The sequence below is a fragment of the Cobetia amphilecti genome (assembly GCF_020217465.1).
Taxonomy (GTDB): Bacteria; Pseudomonadota; Gammaproteobacteria; order Pseudomonadales; family Halomonadaceae; genus Cobetia; species Cobetia amphilecti.
The window spans coordinates 2,883,985-2,907,093 of the sequence record NZ_CP084115.1 but is presented as its reverse complement, the minus strand read 5'-3'; the positions used below and the strand labels follow the sequence as shown (position 1 = coordinate 2,907,093).

Sequence of the window (23,109 nt, the reverse complement as noted above, 5' to 3'; positions counted from 1 at the left end):
ATGCACGACTGACACGTGATCTCACAGCATGCCGGGGCGGGGCGTCTCCTGCTCCGGCATCGGGCGCAATGTCGTGGCACATTCCCGCAGCAGGTGGTCGGTGAGCTTGTCCAGCGTGCTGCCACCGTGGCGCCAGTGATGCCAGTAAAGCGGTACATCGAGGGCATGGTTCGGCGCGATATCCACCAGCTCACCACTGGCCAGCAGATGCGCCGCCTGCTGCTCGGGAATCATGCCGTAGCCCATGCCGCTCAAGGCCAGACGCACGAAACCCTCCGACGACGGGCAGAGGTGGTGGGGGAAGGGCTCATCGAAGCCCATGGTCGACAACAGCCGGTGCTGCAGGCGGTCATCACGGCCATAGACGATGGCGGGCATGCTGCGCAGGGTCTCGGCCGGCATAAGGGGCGGGATGGCGTGGCCTTTCTTCGCGATATGGCGCTGCACGAAGTCCGGGCTGGCCAGCGCCCGATAGCGCATGCTGCCCAGCGGGTGGGAGCGCGCACCCTGCACCGGGCGTGGCGTGGCACAGATGCAGCCCGCGACTTCTCCGTCGCGCATGCGCCTGAGCGCCACTTCCTGATCCTCCACCAGCATGTCCAGCAACAGGTCACGCTCGCGACAGAAACTGCCGGTGACGGTCGGCCACCAGGTGGCCAGCGAATCGGCATTGATGGCGATGCGCAGTCGCTGCTCGCTCTCGCCGAGGGCGGGAATCTGGTCGAGCAGGTCATGTTCCAGCAGGCGCACCTGCTGGACATGATTGAGCAGGCGCCGCCCGAGCGGCGTCGGCCCCAGGCGCGGTGTACGCACCAGTACCGGCTGCCCCAGCCGTGCCTCCAGCAACTTGATGCGCTGCGAGACCGCCGACTGCGTCAGCCCCAGTGCTCGCGCCCCGCGTTCAAAGCCCGCCTGATCGATGACGGCCGCCAGCGCCTCCAGCAGTTTATAGTCCAGCATCAGTATTCCTTATGATCCATTCCCTGAATCAATTTCCTTGATGGATTCATCCTAGCGTACTCTGCCTGCCTCAGCACTGACAGCCGTGGCAGACGTCGTCAGTCACGGCAACGACACGACGAAAGGACAGGCGATATGTGGTGGTCATTCTTCAATGGGGCAGGGGTAGGCGCAGGCTTGATCATCGCCATCGGGGCGCAGAATGCCTTCGTGTTGGGACAGGGTCTCAAGCGCGAGCATCAATGGTGGGTGGCGGGGCTCTGCGCGCTGTGCGATGGCGTGCTGATCATCGCCGGCGTGCTCGGGCTGGGCGCGCTGATGCAGCAGTCGCCGCTTTTGATGAGCATTGCCCGCTGGGGCGGGGTGGCGTTTCTGCTCTGGCAGGCACTCAAGGCGTTGGGGCGCATGCGCACTGGCGGCCAGCTGACGGCGAGCAACGCGCTCAAGGCCAACCTCGGCAAGGTGCTGGCGGCAACCTTGGCCGTCACGCTGCTCAACCCGCAGGTCTATCTGGATACGCTGGTGATGCTGGGCGCGATCGGCGCGCAGCAGCCGTCCCCGGAAAGCTTCATCGTCGGGGCGAGCCTGGCCTCCTTCGGCTGGTTCTTCGGCCTGGTGGCATGTGCCGGTTGGCTGGCGCCACGTCTGACCAGCCCGCGTGCCTGGCAGGTCATCGAGGCCTTCATCGCCACGATTCTGCTGTGGGTCGCCTGGCAGCTGGGCAGCGGTGCCTGGCTCTAGCGACCAACGCAAGACGGGCAAGAGGCAGCAGCAGGCGAGACGCGTCGATAGGTGTAAAGAAAGCATGACGCAGTGTCAGGCGCTGGCGGCAGTGGGAGCGCCCCGAGTGGGCAGTGTCGAGATGGCCGTCAGCGCCATGGCAGGGTTTCGTTACATGTCTGGCGTGAGGGGAGGCCGGACACGGCACCAATGAGGGCGCAAGGCGAATGGGCAGGGCGGCAGGCAAGGCATAGATTTCCGATAGCGGAATCGGGACACGACAGGTGATCAGCGCGATGCGTTCGCCTGTCGTGAAGGATGTTGCCCGCCTTTTCTCTACCTTGCCTGCCTTGTCGGCAGCCTGACTCAGGAGCCCCTCATGAACGCACCGGCGCGTATCGAACAGCACAATCCCATCGGCACGGACGGCTTCGAGTTCGTCGAATTCACGGCCCCGGATGCGGCCGGCATCGATGCCCTGCGCAAGTTGTTCAACCAGCTCGGATTTACCGAGACCCGTCGCCATCGCTCCAAGCAGGTGTTCCTGTTCCAGCAGCACGGCATCAATGTGGTGCTCAACGCCGAGCCGAACAGCCCGGCGGCGGAATTCGCGGCGATCCACGGCCCGAGTGCCTGTGCGATGGCCTGGCGCGTGGCGGATGCCGAGCAGGCGCATCGCTACGCACTGGCGCACGGTGCGCGCAGCGTCGAGCATCCGGTCGGGCCGGGCGAGGTGGGCATCCCTGCGGTGCAAGGCATCGGCGGTTCGGTGCTGTACTTCGTGGACCATCACCGCGAGCGCTCGATCTACGATACCGACTTCATCGCCATCGACGGCGCAATCGAGAATGCCAACAGTGTCGGCCTGCATACGCTGGATCACCTGACCCACAATGTCGGGCGTGGCCAGATGGATGTGTGGGCAGACTTCTATGCGCGTATCGCCAACTTCCGCGAGATCCGCTATTTCGATATCGAAGGCAAGATGACCGGGCTCTTCTCGCGCGCGATGACGGCACCGTGCGGCAAGATGCACATTCCCATCAACGAGTCAGCGGATGATGACTCCCAGATCGCGGAATTCATCCGCGAATACCATGGCGAGGGTATCCAGCATCTGGCGATGGCGACGGATGATATCCATGCCACCGTCAAGGCGCTCAAGGCCAATGGCGTCACCTTCCTGACCACGCCGGCCACCTATTATGAGAAGGTCGATGCGCGGGTGCCCAACCACGAAGAGAATGTCGAGGACCTCAAGGCATTGAACCTGCTGGTCGATGGCGCGCCAGGGGAGGGGATTCTGTTGCAGATCTTCACCGAGACGGTGATCGGACCGATCTTCTTCGAGATCATCCAGCGCAAGGGCAACGATGGTTTCGGCGAGGGCAACTTCAAGGCACTGTTCGAATCCATCGAGGAAGACCAGATCCGCCGCGGCATCATCAGCGCCGAGTGATCCACCCATTCCGGCACGCCCTGATCACCGCGTGATCACGATGGCATCTTCAGCAACACGAAAGCCCCGCCGGTGATAGCCGACGGGGCTTTCGTGTTGCTGAAGTCTTGATTCAGGCAGTCAGGCTCAGGAGGTCGTCGGGACGCGCTGGTGATCGATCACCTGACGCAGCACGAAGCTTGAATGCACGCCGGTCACACCTTCGATCCGCGTGATCTGCTTGAGCAGCAGGTCGTGATAGTCATCCATGTCCTTGACCACCACCTTGAGCTGGTAATCGGCTTCCTGGCCGGTGATCAGCAGGCATTCCATCACCTGGGGCAGCGAGGCGATGGTGTCCTCGAAGTTGGTGAAGCGTTCCGGGGTGTGGCGGTCCATCGAGATATGCAGCAACGCCATCAGGCTGAGTCCCAGCTTGCGGGCATCTATCTGGGCGCGGTAGCCGGTGATCATGCCGCTTTCTTCCAGCGCACGGACACGGCGCAGGCAGGGCGACGGGGACAGGCCAATGCGCTCCGCGAGTTCCTGATTGCTGATGCGACCCGAGTGCTGAAGCTCGTCAAGAATGCGACGGTCGAAGCGGTCCAGTGTCGGGAGAGGAATATTCTGGCTCATTTTCGCAATCCATTAGCGGTGAAGATGTGAATGGTGAAATAATCTGCTTTTAAGATGGCGATGTCATGTGGTTTTCGCAATCGTCCGCCCTGATATGCGGCATATACTGTAATCACTGCTCAGCGATGAAGATGCCCGCTCGGGTCGTGGCTGTCGCATGACACGATGCACGGCGCGAACGACAGACCTGAGCAGGATGAGCCACCGGCGCTGGCGACACGCCTCTTGCAACCGGTGAACGCGGAACGCAGTCGGCTTCTGATCGAAGCGAGGCTGCCGAAAGGGCTCTGGTGGTGATCCCACCGTCCTTCTCTCCGCGCTGGAGACCGTGATCCGGTCCCGGAGCTTGCGGCGGGCAGTGACGTTACGCTGCCCCCGACTTGCTTGCTTGCCCTGCTGACGGCAAGCTTTCGGATGCAAGGCCTTCACGCCTTCGTCATCTCACATTTACTCAGGCGCCCCGATTGGGACACTGTTGAGTGCGAAAGGTGCCATCGATCTCCCGTATCGGGCCTCGATTGCCGGTTTTTCGCACCCAGACCGCCAAGGACACGACCATGACTGCTGCATCCACGCCAAGTGCTGCCTTCGACCACACCAAATATCGCCCCGTGACCCCTGTCGCACTGACCGACCGCCAGTGGCCGTCGCGTACCGTGACCCAGGCGCCGCTATGGGCGAGTGTCGACCTGCGTGATGGCAATCAGGCGCTGCTCGAGCCGATGACGGTCGAGCAGAAGAAGCTGATGTGGAAGCTGCTGGTCAAGATCGGCCTCAAGGAGATCGAAGTCGGTTTCCCCTCCGCCAGTCAGCTCGATTTCGACTTCGTGCGCTGGTTGATCGAGGAAGACCAGGTCCCGGAAGGCGTCAGCATCCAGGTGCTGGTGCAGGCGCGTGAGCATCTGATCGCGCGTACCTTCGAATCGCTGGTCGGTGCGCGTGATGCCGTCGTTCACGTCTACAACTCCACCTCCACCGTGCAGCGTGAGCGGGTGTTCGAGATGGACCGTGACGGCATCAAGGCCATCGCCGTCGAGGGTGCACAGCTGGTCAAGGACTACGCCGAGCGCTATCCGGACACCAACTGGGTGTTCCAGTACTCGCCGGAGAGTTTCACCTCTACCGAGATGGATTACGCCGTCGAGGTGTGTGAGGCGGTGATGGATGTCTGGCAGCCGACGCCGGAAAAACGCTGCATCCTCAACCTGCCGGCCACGGTGGAAGTGGGCCCGGCCAATCACTTCGCCGATCAGGTCGAGTACTTCATCAAGCACCTGAGCCGTCGTGACTGCTCGATCATCTCGCTGCACACCCACAACGACCGCGGTGGCGCCGCCGCTGCCGCCGAACTTGGCCTGCTGGCCGGGGCTGACCGCATCGAAGGCACCCTGCTGGGCAACGGTGAGCGCACCGGCAACATGGACTTGATCACCCTGGCGATGAACCTCTACAGCCAGGGCATCGATCCGGAGCTGGATCTCTCCAACCCGGACGAGATCATCCAGGTCTACACCGAGTGCACCAATCTGCCGGTTCACCCGCGTCACCCGTGGGTCGGCGAGCTGGTCTACACCGCCTTCTCCGGCAGCCACCAGGACGCCATCCGCAAGTGCCTCAAGAAGCAGCAGCCTGATGAGCCGTGGCAGGTCGCCTATCTGCCCATCGACCCGCAGGATCTGGGCCGCGATTTCCAGGCGGTGATCCGCGTCAACAGTCAGTCCGGCAAGGGTGGCATGGCCTTCCTGCTCGAGCGCGATCACGGCATCAGCCTGCCGCGCTGGATGAGCCTCGAGCTTGCGCCGCACGTGCAGAAGGCCAGCGAGCAGGTCAGTGGTGAGCTGTCCAGCGACCAGATTCGCGCGATTCTTGATACCAGCTTCAAGCGTGAGGCGCCGCTGAGCCTCAAGGGCTATCGTCTGGATCGCGAAGGGGCCGAGCAGCTCACCGCGACACTGGTCGATGACAAGGGCGAGCAGATCGCGCTGGCCGGCGAAGGCAACGGTGCCATCTCCGCCTTCATGGATGCCTGGCAGCGTCACACCGGTTCCACCGTCAGCGTGGTGGACTACGGTGAGCACGCCCTCGGCGAAGGCAGCGATGCCGTCGCGGTGGCCTTCGTGATGCTCAACCTGGATGGCAAGCGTGTCTGCGGCATGGCCGAGGATGGCGATACCGTGAGCGCGTCGCTCAAGGCCGTGCTGTCGGCGGTCAATCGCGGCCTGGAAAGCAGTGCACGCAGCGAAGCGGAACGTGCCGAGGAAGCCGGTCCGGTCGCTGTCTGACGACAACACGCCTCATGCGTGACTGATCAGGGGCTTTTTTGCCTCTCTCGAGACCCTCGCTCATCAGAGCGGGGGTCTTTGCGTTTCGCGGCAGGGCAGAAGTTGCCCGGCTGGCGCTCACGCCCGCCGTTGCTGGGCTGACGCGGGCAGGCTTGCGTGGAAAATACGTGTCATGCTCGCCAGGCCGCTATAGACTTTTGTCTGATGTTGACGGCTCAGTCAACATCCGGGCTTGCACCGGTGCCCACCCTGCGTATCATCGCTGCACCCGCATAATGATAACGATCTGGTGGCAGACCGGATTCGAGAACACAACAATTCCAAGCGGTGCAAAGGCAAACCCCCTGATTGAAGAGATAATGGATGCGTCCCCATCCCTGCTCTGATCGGGCATCGCCAGTGCACCTCTCGTTCAGGAGGTCCGCTAGAACAACCCACAACTACTCATCGGTATCGCATGATTCAACTTGATGCTATCACCACCCTGTTGCTGGCGGCGCTTGTCCTCGTCGTTGGCCATCTGATCGTCGAGCGCGTGCGCGTGCTGCGCGAATTCAATATCCCCGAGCCTGTGGTCGGCGGCCTCATCGCTACCATCATCGTCACCGGCCTGCGCGGCCTGGGTTACGAGTTCCAGTTCTTCGGCGGTCTCCAGACTCCCTTCATGTTGCTGTTCTTCGGCTCCGTTGGCCTGTCGGCAGACGTTCGCATGATTCGTGCCGGCGGCAGCAAGCTGGTGCTGTTCCTCGCGCTGGTCATCGGTCTGCTCATTCTGCAGAACCTGCTGGGTGTCGGTGTTGCCAGTCTGTTCGGTCTTGATCCGGTACTGGGTCTGCTTGGCGGTTCCATCACCATGTCCGGTGGCCACGGTACCGGCGCGGCATGGGCCAACGTCTTCGCCGACGAATATGGCATCAATGGCGCGATGGAAGTCGCGATGGCCTGTGCCACCTTCGGGTTGGTGTTCGGTTCCCTGATCGGTGGGCCGACGGCGCGTTTCCTGATCAATCGCATGAAGCGCGAAGGGCAGGACATCAACGCCCAGGTCAGCGATTCCGAATATGACGAGACGGAAGTCCAGCATCCGCTGAATACGTCCAATGCCCTGAAGACACTCTTCATGCTGCTGCTCGGGGTCGTCTGTGGCCAGCAGCTGCAGTCACTCACCTCGGGCACCGCCTTCTCGCTGCCGACCTTCGTGTGGGTGCTGTTCAGCTGTATCGTCATCGGCAACGTGGTGCGCGCCTTCGGTGACAAGCACCTCAATACCCACGCCGTGGATGTGCTGGGCAACATCAGCCTGTCCATCTTCCTGGCGCTGGCGCTGATGACGCTCAAGCTCTGGGATCTGGCCAACCTGGCACTGCCGATTCTGGCCATCCTGCTGGCACAGGTCGCGCTGGTGTTCCTCTACACCACCCAGGTCACCTTCCGCCTGATGGGCAAGAACTACGACGCAGCAGTCCTGGTCGCGGGTAACTGTGGTTTCGGCATGGGCGCCACGCCGACGGCGATCGCCAACATGCAGGCGGTCACGCAGCACCACGGGCCGTCGCGTCTGGCCTTCATCATCGTGCCGGTGGTGGGTGGTTTCCTGATCGATATCGCCAACTCGCTGATCATCAAGGGCTTCCTCGGCTTCTTCTGAACATGACAGCAGATGTCATGATGAGAAGTCGCAGAATCTGCCTGGCATGAACGACAACGCCGGACTCCATTGGAGTCCGGCGTTGTCGTTTCGGGGGCTGAAGTTTCAAGGACGGAAGCTTCAAGGGCTCAGGCTTCAAGGGCTCAGGCTTCCAGGGCTCAGGCTTCAAAGGCGGTGAGAAGCTCGTCAGGCGCTTGTGCTCTCGCCCTCGTTCTCACCTTCGCTCTCTTCCAGGCCCCGCGTCAGCAGCCTCATCTACACCCACAGTGCCACGATCAGGCCATAGGCCAGCAGGGTGACGACCACGGTACCGGCCAGGTTCAGGAAGAAGCCGGCGCGCATCATGGTCTGGATCTTGAGGTGGCCGGTGGCGAACACGATGGCGTTGGGCGGCGTCGCCACCGGCATCATGAAGGCACAGCTGGCCGCGATGGCTGCCGGCACGGTGATCAGCAGCGGATCGATGTCCAATGACAGCGCCAGTGCCCCCAGCAGCGGCAGGAAGGCAGCTGCCGTCGCGGTATTGGAGGTGACCTCGGTCAGGAAGATGATCACCACGACCACGATGGCGACCAGGCCGATGAGCGGCAGCACGCTGAACATCGACAGCTGGCCGGCGATCCACTCGGCGAGACCCGAGCTCTTGATCACGCCCGCCAGTGCCAGACCACCCCCGAACAGCAGCAACACGCCCCAGGGCAGGTCACGCGCGTCTTCCCACACCAGCAGGCGGCGGCCGCGTGAGGTGCCGGAGGGAATGGCGAACAGGCCCACGCCGATGGCCATGGCGATGCCGGTGTCCGACAGCCAGGCAAGGCCCATCTGGTTGATCAGCGGACGGAACATCCACAGCAGGGCAGCCACCAGGAAGGCGACGCCGACACGTTTCTCGGCGCTGCTCATGGCGCCCAGTGCCTTGAGTTCACGGCTGATCATCTCGCCGCTGTCTGCCGTCTCGGACTTGAAGGAGAAGGGCGTGCGCGTCAGCCACCACCAGGTGATGGCGCACATGGCGATGGCGACCGGCAGGCCGACGACCATCCACTGGGCGAAGCCGATCTCGATGCCTTGATCACTGGACAGGTAGCCTGCCAGCAGGGCATTGGGCGGCGTGCCGATCAGGGTCGCGATACCGCCGAGGCTGGCGGAATAGGCGATGCCCAGCAGCAGGGCGGCGGCGTAGCGCTTCAATTCCGGGTCATTGCTGTCGCGCTCATCCTGACCACTGGACATCAGGCTGACCACTGACATGCCGATGGGCAGCATCATGATGCTGGTGGCGGTGTTGGACACCCACATGCTGATGAAGCCGGTGGCGATCATGAAGCCGGCGATCTGGCGGCGCGGCGAGTGGCCGGCAAGCTTCAGCGTATGCAGGGCCACGCGGCGATGCAGGTCCCAGCGCTGCATGGCGATCCCGAGCAGGAAGCCACCGAGGAACAGGTAGATGGTCGGGTTGGCATAGGCGGCGGTGGTGCTCTTGATGTCGTCGATGCCAAGCGCCGGCACCAGCACGATGGGCAGCAGCGAGGTCACCGGAATCGGCAGGGCCTCGGTGGCCCACCAGGTGGCCATCAGCAGGGCAAGGCCGACGCAGAGCCAGGCGCTGTCCGGCATGTCACCCGGCGCTGGTGTCAGCCAGGTCAGCAGCAACAGGAGGGGTCCGAGTATCAGGCCGATGCGCGCCGCGAGTGGCGCTTGTGGCGGCGTAGTGGATTGATCAGCGACGTGATCGGGAGATTGCTCAGGCATGTCGACTCCAGAGAAGCCGGTCGGCGACTGGCTTCCTCATCATGGTGGTCATCGTGTTGTTGGTATGGGTCATGGTAGGTGATGGCGAGTTGTCGTGTTGGTGTTATTCATTACATGTCGCGCATGTATCCCCGGTCGGGGTGACGTGCACGACGTGTCATGTTGCCTGCCTTGTCAGAAAGCCGCTCGCGAGTCGATCAGCCGGGCGCTCAGGCGGCAAGGCGCGGCCATTGTCTCAGCATTGCGGCGCGGCTCAATAGCCTTCATTGCCTGTTTTGAAACTCCGGCAAGTGAAACCTTGACGCCGCGCAAGCGCGACGCTTGATCCGAGGTGCTCACACCTCGGGCCAGGCCCTGTGTGACGCCATCTTGCACGGGTCAGGTTGCTGTCTGGCGACAGACGCTGTCGTTGGCTGTGGACTTGTGAGCGCAAGGGCTGGAAGGTAGGGTTAGCAGCCATGAACAGGGCCAGCGCAGGACAACTGCGTGGCCCATTGTCGCGTTACTTTCACAAGGAAGATGATTGATGATTCTGGTCACGGGTGGTGCAGGCTACATCGGCTCTCATACGGTATTGGCGCTCATGGAGGCCGGCCATCAGGTGCTGGTGCTGGACAACCTGTCCAATGCCAGTGAAGCCTCTCTTGCGCGTGTGGCGACGCTTGCCGGACGCGAAGTGCCGTTCGTCGAAGGCGATATCCGCAACGGCGCGCTGCTCGACAGCCTGTTCGAGCGTCACGATATCGAGGCCGTGGTCCACTTCGCCGGGCTCAAGGCGGTCGGCGAGAGCGTCGCCAAGCCGCTGGCCTATTATGACAACAACGTCAACGGCACCCTGGTGCTGTGTGACGCCATGGCGCGTGCCGGCGTCAAGCGTATCGTGTTCTCTTCCTCCGCCACCGTGTATGGCGATCCGGCCTCCACGCCGATCCGTGAAGACTTCCCGACCTCCGCGACCAACCCCTATGGCCGCTCCAAGCTGATGGTCGAGGAAGTGCTGCGCGACCTGGCCGTCGCGGATGACAGCTGGCGCATCGCGCTGCTGCGCTACTTCAATCCGGTGGGCGCTCACGAGTCCGGCACCATCGGCGAAGACCCCAACGGCATTCCCAACAACCTGGTGCCGTATATCAGCCAGGTCGCCGTGGGTCGCCTCGAGGAACTGGCCGTGTTCGGTGATGACTACCCGACGCCGGATGGCACCGGGGTGCGCGACTACATCCACGTCGTCGACCTGGCCGATGGCCACCTCAAGGCGCTGGACTACCTGGCCGGTGATGCGCGGGATGGCGTTCACACCTACAACCTGGGCACCGGTACCGGCTACAGCGTGCTGGACATGGTCAAGGCGTTCGAGAAGGCCAGCGGTCGTCCGGTGCCGTATCGCATCGCACCGCGTCGTGCCGGTGATATCGCCGAGTGCTGGGCGGAGCCGGACAAGGCCTTCAGCGAGCTCAAGTGGAAGGCCGAGCTGGGTCTCGACCGCATGATGGCCGACAGCTGGCGTTGGCAGTCACGCAACCCCAACGGCTATCGCAGTGCCTGAAAACTGACACTGCAGGGTCAGTGCGCCGAAGTTGACCAAGCTTGAGTTGACCGAGCTTGAGTTGACCGAGCTTGAGTTGACCGAGATTGAGTTGACGGCGCTTGTGTGAAGACCTCTCGAAGCGGTCGCGGGCAGCATCCGCGGCCGCTTTTGCGTATGATGACGGCGGGCCGAAGGGCCCGTGTCGACTCCTTCGAATTCTCTGCGAGACCCCCATGACCCAGTCTGATGTCACCCTCGATCTTGAACTGCTGACGGCCATTGAACAGCTTTGCCGTGAAGCGGGGCAGGCGATACTCGCCGTTGCCCGTGGGGGAGAGCTCGGCACGCGTGCCAAGGCGGATGACAGCCCCGTCACGGCGGCGGATATGGCGGCGCATCATGTGCTGGTCGAGGGGCTGGCCCGCCTGACGCCGCAGATCCCGGTGCTCTCGGAGGAGAGTGACAAGGCCGATATCGCGGCGCGGCGTGACTGGCAGACCTTCTGGCTGGTCGACCCGCTGGATGGCACGCGTGAATTCGTCACCGGCAGCGGTGAATACACCGTCAACGTGGCGCTGATCCAGGGTTCGCGCAGCGTGCTGGGCGTGGTGGATGCGCCGGTACTGGAGACGACCTGGAGCGGGCTCGCCGGTGTGGGGGCTTTCCGGGAAGACGCCACCGGGCGTGTCGCGATCACGGTCAGTCCGGAGCCCGAGGTATTGAGAGTCGTGGCCAGCAAGTCACATCTCGATGCGCGTACGGCGGCGTTGATCGAGCGACTGGCACCGGTGGAGAACGTCAGCTGTGGCAGCTCGCTCAAGTTCTGTCGCATCGCGGAAGGCAATGCGGATCTCTATCCGCGCTACGCGCCGACCAGCGAGTGGGACACCGCGGCGGCCCAGGCCGTGCTGGAAGCGGCCGGCGGCCAGGTCTTCGATGCCGAGTCACTGCCCGCACAACCGCGTCGTCTGGACTACAACGCCCGCGATACGCTGGTGAATCCCTTCTTCATCGCCTGTGGCCAAGCGGATGGTCGCTGGCGCCAGGCGCTGGACGTCTGAGGGTGGCCGGGGCTCGACGGCTCGTGCATCCATTGGCCTGCGTGAGGGCTGAAGCGCTTATGTCATGGCGAGGACGCGCATGAAGGGCCTGCTGCAGCGCCTCGTCCGTCGCCTGTTTGCGCGCAGCGATCAGGCAAGCAAGCGGGCCGGGGTGATCTCCGCCATCACGCTGGCCCTGCTGGCGAGTCTGGTGCCGTTGATCTATCACGGCCTGCTCGAGGGCGGCCTGATCCTGTTCGGCAATCTGTTGCTGTGGCCGTGCCTGCTGGCGGCGCTGCATCGTCCGCACTGGCGTTGGCCGGCGCTGGGGCTGATGGCGGCGCTGGGCGTCAATCTCTCCGCAAGTGTGGTCAGCGCCGTCTATTACGATTCCCGCTATGGGCTGGCCTTCGCGCTCAGCTCGCTGGATACCAGTCGCAGCGAATCGATGGCGATGCTGTTCAAGTTCCCGCTGGCCCTGATCGTGCCGCTGGGGTTCTTCCTGCTGGCGCTGTCACTGGGCAATCGCTTCGGGGCGGGGCTGGCTCGCGCCCGGCTGGGTGGGCGCAGCGGAATCGCCTTCGTGCTCTGGATGCTGATGCTGCTGGCCGGCAGCTGGCAGTGGGGGCGGGCCAGCGTGCCGTTGGCCATCACGACGCTGTCGGTCTCGCCGGGCTGGAACCTGGCCACCACCTCGCATGCCTGGTGGGAGAAGGAGCGCTACAAGGCGCTGATGGCGGACGACTATGATTTCGGTGGCGTCTCGCGCAGCCCCGAGGTGTCGGATGACGCCGTCTTCGTCCTGATCATCGGCGAATCCCAGCGCCGCGATCAGCTGTCGCTGTATGGCTATTCCCGCGCCACGACGCCGAATCTCGATGCGCGTCGCGACGAGCTGGTGGTCTTCGATCAGGCCATCGCGCCGGCGCCACAGACCGTGCTGGCGGTACCGATGCTGGCCAGCCTGACCGACCCGCGGACCTTCTCGCCGCGCTACCTGGACGCCAATCTGATCTCGCTGGCCAATCAGGCCGGCTATCATACCGAGTGGCTGTCGCGCCAGGGGCTCGATATCACTTCCGAGCGCACCTGGATCACCGCCATCGCCCAGCGTGCCGATGTCGCTCGCACCATCATGACCGACTATGACGATGGCTTGCTGGATGCACTGGATGAGGCGCTGGCGCGCGATGTCGAGGGGCCGCGGCTGATCGTGCTGCATCTCTACGGCAGTCACCCGCCGGCCAGCCTGCAGTACCCGGATTCACTGCGCTATTTCCTGACCCCGGACAGCCGCTCACCGCTGACCGATGCCTACGATGACAGCATCCGCTTCACGGATCAGGTGATCGAGGGCGTCTTCCAGCGCCTGGAAGGGCGGCCCGCTGGCGTGCTCTATCTGTCGGACCACGGCCTCGAGCATGACCCGCTCAGTGACGCCTATGTGCATGGCGGTGATCGCCCCAGTCAGGCGCCGTACCGCATTCCGCTATGGCTGTGGCAGACGGGGCAGGCGCCCAATCCCGCGCGTGAGCTGACGCGCCTGCGCTCGCACGCCGATGAGCCTTTCGCCAGTTTTGACCTGCCCTATCTGGCCAGCGACTGGCTGGGCATCCGTTTCTCCGGTGACAAGCCGTGCCTGTCCCCCTGGGCGGTCTGCTATCAGCCGCGTGAGCGTCATCCGGTGCTGGACCAGCTGGGGCGATTGAACTTCTATGAAGCCCTGCCGTCGGACTTTCTTTCCCGACCTCTCGCGCCGGGTGCCGAAGAGCTCGAGGAAGCGGTCGAGGCGACCACCGAGCTGCTGGAGCGTCCGGAGTTCATGTCCGGGCAGGGCGCGAAACGCGACGGGCAAGCCCCACAACCGGATTCCCGCGTGACGCCGTCAGAGGAGTCGTCGGCGTTCACCTTGTCACCTGCTTCATTACCTTCAGAAACTCTCAAGGACTGACATGAAAATCACTGTCTTCGGAACAGGCTACGTAGGCCTGGTGACTGGCACCTGTCTGGCCGATGTCGGCCATGACGTGATCTGCATGGACGTTGATGCGGCCAAGATCGATGGCCTCAAGCAAGGCGAGATCCCCATCTTCGAGCCGGGGCTGGAGAGCATGGTGCTGCGCAATGTCGAGGCCGGCCGTCTCAACTTCACCACTGACGCCCGTCAGGCCGTCGAGCACGGTGTGCTGCAGTTCATCGCCGTGGGCACACCGCCGGACGAAGACGGCAGCGCCGACCTCAAGTACGTGCTTGCGGTGGCCGGCACCATTGGCGAGCACATGAATGACTACAAGGTCATCATCGACAAGTCCACCGTGCCGGTGGGCACGGCAGACCGCGTCACGGCGCGAGTCGCCGAAGTGCTTGCCGAGCGCGGCGAACGTGTCGACTTCGATGTCTGCTCCAACCCGGAATTTCTCAAGGAAGGCGCGGCGCTGGAGGACTTCACACGTGGCGCGCGCATCGTGGTCGGCACCGATTCCGAGAAGGTGCGTGAGCGCATGCGCGAATGCTACGCGCCCTACAACCGCAACCATGAAAAGCTGATGTTCATGGACGTGCGCGCCGCCGAGCTGACCAAGTACGCCGCCAACGCCATGCTGGCGACCAAGATCAGCTTCATGAACGAGATTTCCAACCTGGCCGAACGCCTGGGTGCGGACATCGAGGAGGTGCGTCGCGGCATCGGCAGTGACCCGCGTATCGGCTACCACTTCATCTATCCCGGTTGTGGTTATGGCGGTTCCTGCTTCCCGAAGGACGTCCAGGCACTGGCGCGTACTGCCAGTCAGGTCGGTTATGACGCCGAGCTGCTGACTGCGGTCGAGTCGGTCAACAAGCGCCAGAAGGTCACGCTGTTCGACAAGCTGTCGCGGGCCTTCGATGGTGATCTAAAGGGCAAGACCATTGCCGTCTGGGGTCTGGCCTTCAAGCCCAACACCGATGACATGCGCGATGCGCCGAGCCGCACGCTGATGGAAGCGCTGTGGGACGCTGGCGCGACCGTGCAGGCCTATGACCCGGAAGCGATGAAGGAATGCCGCCGCATCTACGGCGAGCGCGACGACCTGGTGCTGGTCGCGGACCGTCAGCAGGCGGTCAAGGGCGCCGATGCACTGGTGGTGTGCACCGAGTGGAAGGAATTCCGCACCCTGGAGGGCGAGTGGCTCAAGGCACAGCTCGGCTTCCCTGTGGTGGTCGATGGTCGAAACCTGTTCGAGCCTGCCGCCATGAAGGCCGCCGGCCTGATGTACTACGCGGTCGGTCGCGGTGACTCCATGCGCCGCGTGCAGGAGGCGTCGTGAGCACTGGTGCAGGCAAGCTGGCCGCGATCGCCATTCGTCAGGTCGAGAAGAATACCGGTGCCAGCCGCAATGCCTTCGAGCAGGCGGATGCGTTGCGCGCGCTGGGCTATCGCGTGGTGATTCTCGCCGAGCGCGGCAAGCCTGAACTGGCTCGCGCCCATGGCGCGGAGCTGGTGCGCCTGTGGCGGTGGCCCTTCAAGGGGGCATATCGACGTTTCTGGTTCAATCGCCGTGTTCAGGCCTGGGCCAGCCGTCATGCGCCCGACCTGCTGATCAGTCATGGTGACTGCGAAAGCCCGGATACCGTCTATCTGCACAATTGCGTGCACCTTGCCTCGCAGTGCATCCATGGCCGTGAGCTGCCTCGCGACCACGAAGTGGCGGCGATTCATGATCACGTGCTCAAGGGTGGCAAGTTCCGTCAGGTCGCGGTCAATTCGCGCATGATGGGCGAGGACCTGATGGCGCGCTACGGTATCGCGCCTGAGCGGATCGAGATCAGCTACCCGGGCTATGACCCGGTGCAATTCACGGTCGAGCGCGCGCGCGCAGGGCGCACCGCCCAGCGTGAGGCATTGGGTGTGGCCGAGGATGAGCTGCTGGTCGGTCTGGTGTCATCCGGCAACTTCACCAAGCGCAACGTGGCCGGGTTCGTGGCGATGGCGGCGCTGATGGAGCAGGCCTCACCGGGCCGCTATCGCTTCCTGGTGGTAGGCAAGGATGATGCCGCGCCTTACCAGCAGCAGGCCAGGGAGGCGGGCATCGCCGAGCGCATGATCTGGCGCTCGACCATTCCCGAGGTCGAGACGCTCTATGGTGCGCTGGACCTGTTCGTGATGCCGGCCCATATCGAGGAGTTCGGGCGTGTCGCGCTGGAGGCGATGGCCTGTGGTGCGCCGGTGCTGCTCAATGCGCGGGTTGGCTCGGCTGAGCTGCTCGATGACCACCCTGAGCTGGTCATGGCGGCAGAGTCCACGCCACAGCAGTGGGCCGAGCGCTGCACCCATCTGCTCGAGAGCGACACGCAGGCGCTGAGCGCTGCGCTGGCCAGTCTGGCACGCAATTACTCGCATCAGGCGCAGAATCTCAAGCTCAAGGCCAGCTTCGAGGCCTTGATGGCGGGGCGGTGAAGATCTGCGCTGACAGATTGATCGTTCGCGTGCCGGACGAAGCATGAGTGCGACAGAGAAAAGCGTGCAAGAGTGAATGACGCGACTGGCCCCGTATCCCTGATGCGGGGCCTTTTGTTGACGCAAGGGGTGGGCGAGGGCGGGCTGCGTGGTCATCGGTCGCAGTGCCCCGCCTTGGGTGTCGCGTGTGCAGTCCCTATACTCATGGCTTGTTTACCGCAGGAGAAAGGCATGTCCCTGACTATCAGCATCATTCTGGCCGTCATCGCGATCATCATCATCGCGGGATTGGCGTTCTATGCCCTCAAGCTGCGCCGCGAGGTCAAGGTGCGTGAGGCGCGTCGTGAGCAAGAGCTCATCCAGGCGCGCGCCAACTGTCTGGAAAGCCTCGAAGCCATCGCACGCGCCATGCAGGCCGGGCAGGTCGACATGGTGGAAGGCGGTCTGCGCTGCAAGGTGTTGATCGAGATTCTCGATACCAGTCTGGCCGAAGATGACGTGCTCTCGGTCTTCGGTGTCCTGCATGGGCGGGTATCACACCTGCACACCCATTCGGCGCGCAAGGAGCTGTCGCCCCGTGAACGCCTTGCCGAAGACAAGGAGCGCATCGCCGTCGAGGAAGCGCTGGCGGAGCCGCTGCAGCTGGCGGCGAGTCGCGTGCTGAGCAACATGGAGTTCTGGCATCAGCATTACCTGGGGCGCAAGCGTCCCGCTTCGCCAGCAGATCTGGGGCAGGCCATCTGATGAGTCTTCACGAGGCAGGCATGAACACGACACTTTCCTTGCTGGGCACGCCGCTGGCCGAGCTGCGTCACGCGCTGCACCGTTCACCGGAACTCTCCGGACAGGAAGCCGCCACGGCGGCCTGCATCGCCGGCTGGATGCAGGAGGCTGGCGCCGAGGTGGTCAGCGGGCTGGGTGGGCATGGTCTGGCCGCCATCTTCCGCGGCGCCGAGCCAGGCCCGCGCGTCATGCTGCGCTGTGAGCTGGATGCTCTGCCCATCGATGAGGCGCCGCGCGGCGACTGGTCCTCCTGTCATCCGCATGTCGGGCACCTGTGCGGCCATGACGGCCACATGAGCTGGATGCTGGGCGTGGCGCAGCGCCTGGCGGCATCTCCGGTCGCCAGGGGCGAGGTGGTATTGCTGTTCCAGCCCGCCGAGGAAACCGGTGAAGGCGCGCGCGCCGTCGTGCGCAGCAAGGCCTTTGCCGCGCTCAAGCCGGACTATCTCTATTCGTGCCACAACTTGCCGGGGCGCCCCCTTGGGGAAGTCAGCGTGCGCGACCATGCCTTCACCTGCGCCTCACGCGGCATGATCGTGCGGCTTTCCGGGCTCTGTGCACATGCAGCCCACCCGGAAAATGGTCGCAGCCCGGCGATGGCCATGTGTCGCATCATGCAAGGCCTGTCGCGTCTGCCGTTGCAATTTGCCGATGAGACCGGACTTGCGATGGTGACCCTGATTCATGCGCGCCTGGGCGAGGTCGCGTTCGGCACCTCTCCGGGCGACGCCGAGGTGATGGTCACCCTGCGCACCGAGAGCGATGACATGATGAAGGCGCTGGCCGAAGCGGCGGTCTCACTGGCGCGCAGCGAGGCGGAAGAAGACCGTCTGGGCATCGATGTGGACTGGTGTGACACCTTCGATGCGACCTGGAATTCGCCTGAGGCGAACGACATGATTCGCCGCGTGGCGCGACAGCAAGGGCTTGATTGCGTGGAACTTCCTCAGGCACATCGCTGGTCCGAGGACTTTGGTGTGCTGGCACGTGACTGCCATGCCGCCATGTTCACATTTGGCGCAGGTGAGGAAATGCCGGGGCTTCACCACCCCGATTACGATTTTCCTGATACGCTGTTGGCGCCCGGCGTCGAGATTTTCGAGGGGCTGGTGCGCCAGCACCTTGGAAGAGAGTAAAACAGGGGTTTTACAGCGTCGCCAATCTGATACAGTTAGTGTCAAAGTATTTCGACGTTGCAAAAAACACTGTTTTCCTTCAACGTATGCCTGAGGATCGGTACCGTTTTCAAGGGAAACAGACCCGATCAGAGCTGGAAGGACGCACCTGCATGTGCTTTCTTCTTAAAGGAAGATTTGAATAAAATTCCTTTCATCGTAACGAGTTCGGCTCTTATACTGAGTCGATACGTAACACCCTCGTTACATATTGCGCTGTGTTAAGAAGGAGTCTTACATGAAAAGATCTACGACTGGCCTGGTTCTGGGTTCTGCATTGGTTGTTGGCCTGTCTGGCTGCGCAAGCTCTGCTTCCCAGTCTTCATCTGCTGAGAAGCCCTGGTACAGCCAGCCGTTCGTCTGCGGTCTGGCCGGTGGCTTGATCGGTGGCGGGATTGGTTACGGCGTCTCTGGCGACAGCGACGAAGACACCGGCGCTTCTCTGGGTGCTGTCGGCGGCGCGACTGCCGGTGCACTGCTGTGTGCTGACGATGCTCCGAAGTCCATGGACGACGATGGCGACGGCGTGCCGAACGACCGTGACGAATGCCCGGGGACTCCGGCAGGCGTCGCTGTTGATGCGAAAGGCTGCCCGCTGGACACCGACGGTGACGGCGTTGCTGACTACAAGGACCAGTGCCCGGGTACTCCGGCCGGCGTCACTGTTGACGCGAAAGGCTGTCCGCTCGATTCCGACGGTGACGGCGTGCCGGACTACCAGGACCAGTGCCCGAACACCCCGGCTGGCGCCAAGGTCAATGCCCTGGGCTGTGTCGCTGACCTCGTCCTGCGTGACGTGAACTTCGAGTTCGACTCCGCCAAGCTGACTGCCAACGCCGAGAAAGTGCTGAACGGTGTGGCGGCCAAGCTGGTCTCCAACGAGAACGTCCGCGTTCGCGTCGAAGGTCACACTGACTCCGTGGGTTCTGACTCCTACAACAAGCAGCTGTCCCAGAAGCGTGCTGACTCCGTGAAGGCCTACCTGGCTTCCGAAGGTGTTGGCGCCAACCGTATCCAGACTGTGGGTTACGGTGAAGAGCAGCCGGTCGCCAGCAACGATACCGCTGCAGGCCGTGCCGAAAACCGTCGTGTCGAGCTTGCTGAAGTCAAGTAAGTCGAACGCGGTAAGCTGAATCAGACGGGGCGCCTCAGGGCGCCCCGTCTGCGTTCGTGTCGTGCATGGCCTCCAGTGGCTCAAGCGTATCTTTACGACTTTTGAACGGGCTGCTAAGGTCTTGCCTCGTTCATGTTCCCGCGTTATGTGTCCACACCCTGACTGGTCGCTCGATCATCATGGGGCAGTGGGCGGCGCCCCAGGCATTGTAGGCCGGGGTCAGTAGCGTGAGGGGCGTGATCGTCATTGCCCCCATTTCGAGCCGACGCCCCGCGTTCGGCCAAATTCGCTTCACGTGACCCTTGGTAAGGGCCACCACTGAACGCAAGGAATTCTTCATGCCTATCGTTACTCTGCCTGACGGCAGCCAGCGTACCTTCGATACCCCGATTTCCGTGATGCAGCTGGCCGAGTCCATCGGTCCCGGTCTTGCCAAGGCCTGTGTGGCCGGCAAGATCAATGGCGTCGAGGTCGATGCCGCTGACATGATCACCGAAGACGCCAACGTCGCCATTCTCACGGCGCGTGATGCGGAAGGCCTGGACGTGATTCGTCACTCCTGCGCGCACCTGATCGGTCATGCCGTCAAGCAGCTCTACCCGGAGGCCAAGATGGCCATCGGCCCGGTCATTGATGACGGCTTCTATTACGACATCGACTTTGGCCGCTCGGTCACCCCGGAAGATCTCGAGACCATCGAGAAGCGCATGAAGCAGCTGATCGACAGCGAGTACGATGTGGTGCGTGAGTATGTCTCGCGTGACCAGGCCATGGCCGCTTTCGAGAAGCGCGATGAGCCGTACAAGCAGGAGATCATCGAGGGCATCGGCGAAGGCGATACCATCCGCCTTTACCACCACGAAGAATACACCGACATGTGCCGCGGCCCGCACGTGCCGAATACCCGTCACCTCAAGCACTTCCAGCTGCTCAAGCTGGCCGGTGCCTACTGGCGTGGTGATTCCACCAAGCCGATGCTGACCCGCATCTATGGCACCGCCTGGCCAGACAAGAAGCAGCTTAAGGCCTACCTCAAGCGTCTCGAGGAAGCCGAGAAGCGCGATCACCGCAAGCTGGCCAAGAAGCTGGACCTCTTCCATATGCAGGAAGAAGCGCCGGGCATGGTGTTCTGGCACCCGAATGGCTGGACCATGTATCAGGTGCTCGAGCAGTACATGCGTCGTATCCAGCGTGCCAATGGCTACCAGGAGATCAAGACGCCGCAGGTGGTCGATCTTTCGCTGTGGAAGAAGTCCGGGCACTGGGGGCATTACAACGAGCTGATGTTCACCACCGAGTCCGAGAAGCGTGAGTACGCGGTCAAGCCGATGAACTGCCCGTGTCACGTCCAGGTCTTCAATCAGGGCCTGAAGAGCTACCGTGACCTGCCGCTGCGTCTGGCCGAGTTCGGCTCCTGCCACCGCAACGAGCCGTCCGGCTCTCTGCATGGTCTGATGCGTGTGCGTGGCTTCACCCAGGATGACGCCCACATCTTCTGTACCGAGAATCAGGTCGAGTCCGAGGCCGAGGACTTCATCCGTCTGACACTGGAAGTCTACCGTCAGTTCGGCTTCGAAGACGTCGAACTGAAGCTCTCCACCCGTCCGGAATCCTTCATCGGTGAGCCGGAAGCGTGGGACAAGGCCGAAGCCGGCCTGCAGGCAGCACTGGATGCGACTGGCCTGCCGTGGGAGCTGCAGCCGGGTGAGGGTGCCTTCTATGGACCAAAGATTGAATTCTCTCTGCGAGATTGTCTGAATCGTGTCTGGCAGTGTGGTACTCTACAGCTCGACTTCAATCTGCCTGAGCGTCTCAGTGCCCAGTTTGTCGATGAAAGTGGAGAGCGTCGCATGCCGGTCATGTTGCACCGCGCGATTCTCGGCTCCTTCGAGCGCTTCCTCGGCATCCTGATCGAGCACCACGCAGGCGCGATGCCATTCTGGCTCGCCCCGGAGCAGGTTGTCGTAATGAATATCACGGATTCCCAGGCAGAATATGCCAAGGATCTGGTCTCCCGCCTCGAGAAACATGACATCCGTGTCAAAGCAGACTTGAGGAACGAGAAGATCGGCTTTAAAATCCGTGAGCATACTCTGCAGAAGGTTCCTTACCTCATCGTCGTTGGCGACAAGGAAGTGGAAGCTGATGCAGTAGCTGTCAGAACCCGTTCCGGTGAAGACCTCGGCACCATGAAAGTTTCAGAATTCATGGAACGCCTGAAGGAAGAACAGGTCTGACAGTAACGAATTTCAGCCAAACGGAGACGCAACGATCAAGCGGAATAATCAGCGCGGACGCCCCCAGGAAAAGCGGGCTCCCATCAATGACCGTATTCGTGCGGACGAAGTCCGCCTCATCGACGCAGATGGCGAGCAGGTTGGCGTAGTGTCAACCAAAGATGCGCTTGTCAAGGCCGAAGAGGCAGGGCTCGACCTCGTCCAGATTTCCAATGCCGACCCCATCGTCTGCAAGATCATGGATTACGGCAAGTTTCTTTTCGACGAGAAGAAACAGAAGAATCTGCAGAAGAAGAAGCAGAAACAGATCCAGGTCAAGGAAGTCAAATTCCGTCCTGGTACCGATGAAGGCGATTATCAGGTCAAGCTACGCAACCTGACTCGCTTCATCGAAGGCGGAGACAAGGGTAAGGTAACCTTGCGCTTCCGTGGTCGCGAAATGGCGCACCAGGACATCGGCCGCAAGCTGATGGAACGGATCGCCGGCGATCTCTCGGAGCTCGTGACCGTCGAGTCCTTCCCGAAAATGGAAGGCCGTCAGATGATCATGATTCTCGCGCCGAAAAAGAAGTGATCCATAGGCAGTAAAACGGACACATCAGGGTCACGCCTGCGGGCGTGGCTCTTTTTGTCGGCCCTGGATTTTCTCAAGAAACCGAGCGGAGTTAATACTCATGCCGAAGATCAAGACTAACCGCGGCGCTGCCAAGCGCTTCAAGAAGACTGCCAACGGCTTCAAGCACAAGCAGTCCTTCCGTAGCCACATCCTGACCAAGAAGTCGACCAAGCGTAAGCGTCAGCTGCGTGGCATGAAGCAGGTTCACGCTGCAGACAAGGCGCTGATCCAGCGCATGCTGCCGAACCTGTAAGCCGTCCTTACCTCGGTCCAACTTTCTTAATATCAGGAGTACGCTATGTCCCGCGTCAAGCGTGGCGTCGTCGCACGTCGCCGTCACAAGAAGATCATGAAGCAGGCCAAGGGTTACTACGGAGCGCGTTCACGCGTCTTCCGCGTAGCCAAGCAGGCTGTCATCAAGGCCGGCCAGTACGCTTACCGTGACCGTCGTGTCCGCAAGCGTCAGTTCCGTGCCCTGTGGATCGCGCGTATCAACGCTGCGGCCCGCATCAATGGCATGTCCTACAGCCGCTTCATCGCTGGCCTGAAGAAGGCCAATATCGAGATCGACCGCAAGGTCCTCGCCGATATCGCGGTTCACGAAAAAGCTGCCTTTGCTGCCATCGTCGAGAAGGCCAAGGCTGCTCAGTAAGTGACCGGATCAGATGTCGCCCAGACCCGGCGAGCCGCTCATGTGGCGAACCGGGCCGTGACTGTCGAATGCTTGCATTGGACAACTCAGGCG

The 23,109-nt window shown here is 62.5% G+C and carries 19 protein-coding genes; 16 read left to right on the top strand and 3 right to left on the bottom strand.

Annotated elements, in window-relative coordinates; translation table 11 throughout:
- Nucleotides 1-21 precede the first annotated feature (21 nt).
- Nucleotides 22-960, bottom strand: coding sequence for a LysR family transcriptional regulator ArgP (locus LCW13_RS12215; protein ID WP_225347025.1), 939 nt, complete (start codon nucleotides 958-960; stop codon nucleotides 22-24).
- Between the two features lie 135 nt (nucleotides 961-1,095).
- Here LCW13_RS12215 and LCW13_RS12210 point away from each other — a divergent pair, with 135 nt between their 5' ends.
- Together LCW13_RS12210 and hppD are read left to right on the top strand one after the other, a co-directional pair.
- A complete protein-coding gene (locus LCW13_RS12210) occupies nucleotides 1,096-1,701 on the top strand; it encodes a LysE/ArgO family amino acid transporter (protein ID WP_175088642.1) in 606 nt (201 codons plus the stop codon).
- A 358-nt stretch (nucleotides 1,702-2,059) separates the two neighbouring features.
- Nucleotides 2,060-3,139, top strand: coding sequence for a 4-hydroxyphenylpyruvate dioxygenase (gene hppD, locus LCW13_RS12205; protein WP_225347024.1), 1,080 nt, complete (start codon nucleotides 2,060-2,062; stop codon nucleotides 3,137-3,139).
- Nucleotides 3,140-3,265: 126 nt separating this feature from the next.
- On the opposite strand, the gene LCW13_RS12200 is transcribed toward hppD, so the two are convergent.
- Nucleotides 3,266-3,754, bottom strand: coding sequence for an Lrp/AsnC family transcriptional regulator (locus LCW13_RS12200; RefSeq protein WP_043331273.1), 489 nt, complete (start codon nucleotides 3,752-3,754; stop codon nucleotides 3,266-3,268).
- 557 nt (nucleotides 3,755-4,311) lie between these two features.
- Here LCW13_RS12200 and LCW13_RS12195 point away from each other — a divergent pair.
- Nucleotides 4,312-6,036 carry a 2-isopropylmalate synthase gene (locus LCW13_RS12195; protein ID WP_225347023.1) on the top strand — a complete coding sequence of 575 codons (1,725 nt, stop codon included), beginning with the start codon at nucleotides 4,312-4,314 and terminating at the stop codon, nucleotides 6,034-6,036.
- 457 nt (nucleotides 6,037-6,493) lie between these two features.
- Nucleotides 6,494-7,684, top strand: a complete 1,191-nt coding sequence (gltS, locus tag LCW13_RS12190; RefSeq protein WP_043331271.1) for a sodium/glutamate symporter — start codon at nucleotides 6,494-6,496, stop codon at nucleotides 7,682-7,684.
- Between the two features lie 255 nt (nucleotides 7,685-7,939).
- On the opposite strand, the gene LCW13_RS12185 is transcribed toward gltS, so the two are convergent.
- Nucleotides 7,940-9,436, bottom strand: coding sequence for an SLC13 family permease (locus LCW13_RS12185; RefSeq protein ID WP_054555474.1), 1,497 nt, complete (start codon nucleotides 9,434-9,436; stop codon nucleotides 7,940-7,942).
- 523 nt (nucleotides 9,437-9,959) lie between these two features.
- Here LCW13_RS12185 and galE point away from each other — a divergent pair.
- The 12 genes from galE (at nucleotide 9,960) to rplT (ending at nucleotide 23,016) form a co-directional block, all read left to right on the top strand.
- The gene (galE, locus tag LCW13_RS12180) at nucleotides 9,960-10,982 is read left to right on the top strand and encodes a UDP-glucose 4-epimerase GalE (RefSeq protein ID WP_043337279.1); all 1,023 of its coding nucleotides are present in this window, start codon (nucleotides 9,960-9,962) and stop codon (nucleotides 10,980-10,982) included.
- 215 nt (nucleotides 10,983-11,197) lie between these two features.
- Complete coding sequence (gene cysQ / locus LCW13_RS12175) at nucleotides 11,198-12,025, top strand: 3'(2'),5'-bisphosphate nucleotidase CysQ (protein WP_216059966.1); 828 nt, start codon at nucleotides 11,198-11,200, stop codon at nucleotides 12,023-12,025.
- 79 nt (nucleotides 12,026-12,104) lie between these two features.
- A complete protein-coding gene (locus LCW13_RS12170) occupies nucleotides 12,105-13,955 on the top strand; it encodes a sulfatase-like hydrolase/transferase (RefSeq protein WP_225347022.1) in 1,851 nt (616 codons plus the stop codon).
- Between the two features lies 1 nt (nucleotide 13,956).
- Complete coding sequence (locus LCW13_RS12165) at nucleotides 13,957-15,309, top strand: UDP-glucose dehydrogenase family protein (RefSeq protein ID WP_225347020.1); 1,353 nt, start codon at nucleotides 13,957-13,959, stop codon at nucleotides 15,307-15,309.
- On the top strand, nucleotides 15,306-16,439 hold the full coding sequence (locus LCW13_RS12160; protein WP_215823220.1) for a glycosyltransferase family 4 protein: 1,134 nt from the start codon (nucleotides 15,306-15,308) through the stop codon (nucleotides 16,437-16,439). Before LCW13_RS12165 ends, LCW13_RS12160 begins: the two co-directional genes overlap by 4 nt.
- Before the next feature lie 231 nt (nucleotides 16,440-16,670).
- Nucleotides 16,671-17,183: a DUF2489 domain-containing protein gene (locus LCW13_RS12155; RefSeq protein ID WP_225347014.1), complete on the top strand. Its 513-nt coding sequence runs from the start codon at nucleotides 16,671-16,673 to the stop codon at nucleotides 17,181-17,183.
- A 20-nt stretch (nucleotides 17,184-17,203) separates the two neighbouring features.
- On the top strand, nucleotides 17,204-18,358 hold the full coding sequence (locus tag LCW13_RS12150) for an amidohydrolase (RefSeq protein WP_225347013.1): 1,155 nt from the start codon (nucleotides 17,204-17,206) through the stop codon (nucleotides 18,356-18,358).
- Nucleotides 18,359-18,635: 277 nt separating this feature from the next.
- Nucleotides 18,636-19,511 (top strand): OmpA family protein, encoded by an 876-nt coding sequence (locus tag LCW13_RS12145; protein ID WP_043335655.1) that lies wholly within the window; start codon nucleotides 18,636-18,638, stop codon nucleotides 19,509-19,511.
- A gap of 338 nt (nucleotides 19,512-19,849) precedes the next feature.
- The gene (thrS, locus tag LCW13_RS12140; protein ID WP_043335653.1) at nucleotides 19,850-21,748 is read left to right on the top strand and encodes a threonine--tRNA ligase; all 1,899 of its coding nucleotides are present in this window, start codon (nucleotides 19,850-19,852) and stop codon (nucleotides 21,746-21,748) included.
- 34 nt (nucleotides 21,749-21,782) lie between these two features.
- Nucleotides 21,783-22,322, top strand: coding sequence for a translation initiation factor IF-3 (gene infC, locus LCW13_RS12135; protein WP_082388253.1), 540 nt, complete (start codon nucleotides 21,783-21,785; stop codon nucleotides 22,320-22,322).
- 100 nt (nucleotides 22,323-22,422) lie between these two features.
- Nucleotides 22,423-22,617 (top strand): 50S ribosomal protein L35, encoded by a 195-nt coding sequence (rpmI, locus tag LCW13_RS12130; protein WP_043335648.1) that lies wholly within the window; start codon nucleotides 22,423-22,425, stop codon nucleotides 22,615-22,617.
- Between the two features lie 45 nt (nucleotides 22,618-22,662).
- Nucleotides 22,663-23,016 carry a 50S ribosomal protein L20 gene (gene rplT / locus LCW13_RS12125; RefSeq protein WP_043335644.1) on the top strand — a complete coding sequence of 118 codons (354 nt, stop codon included), beginning with the start codon at nucleotides 22,663-22,665 and terminating at the stop codon, nucleotides 23,014-23,016.
- The last annotated feature ends 93 nt before the right edge of the window (nucleotides 23,017-23,109 follow it).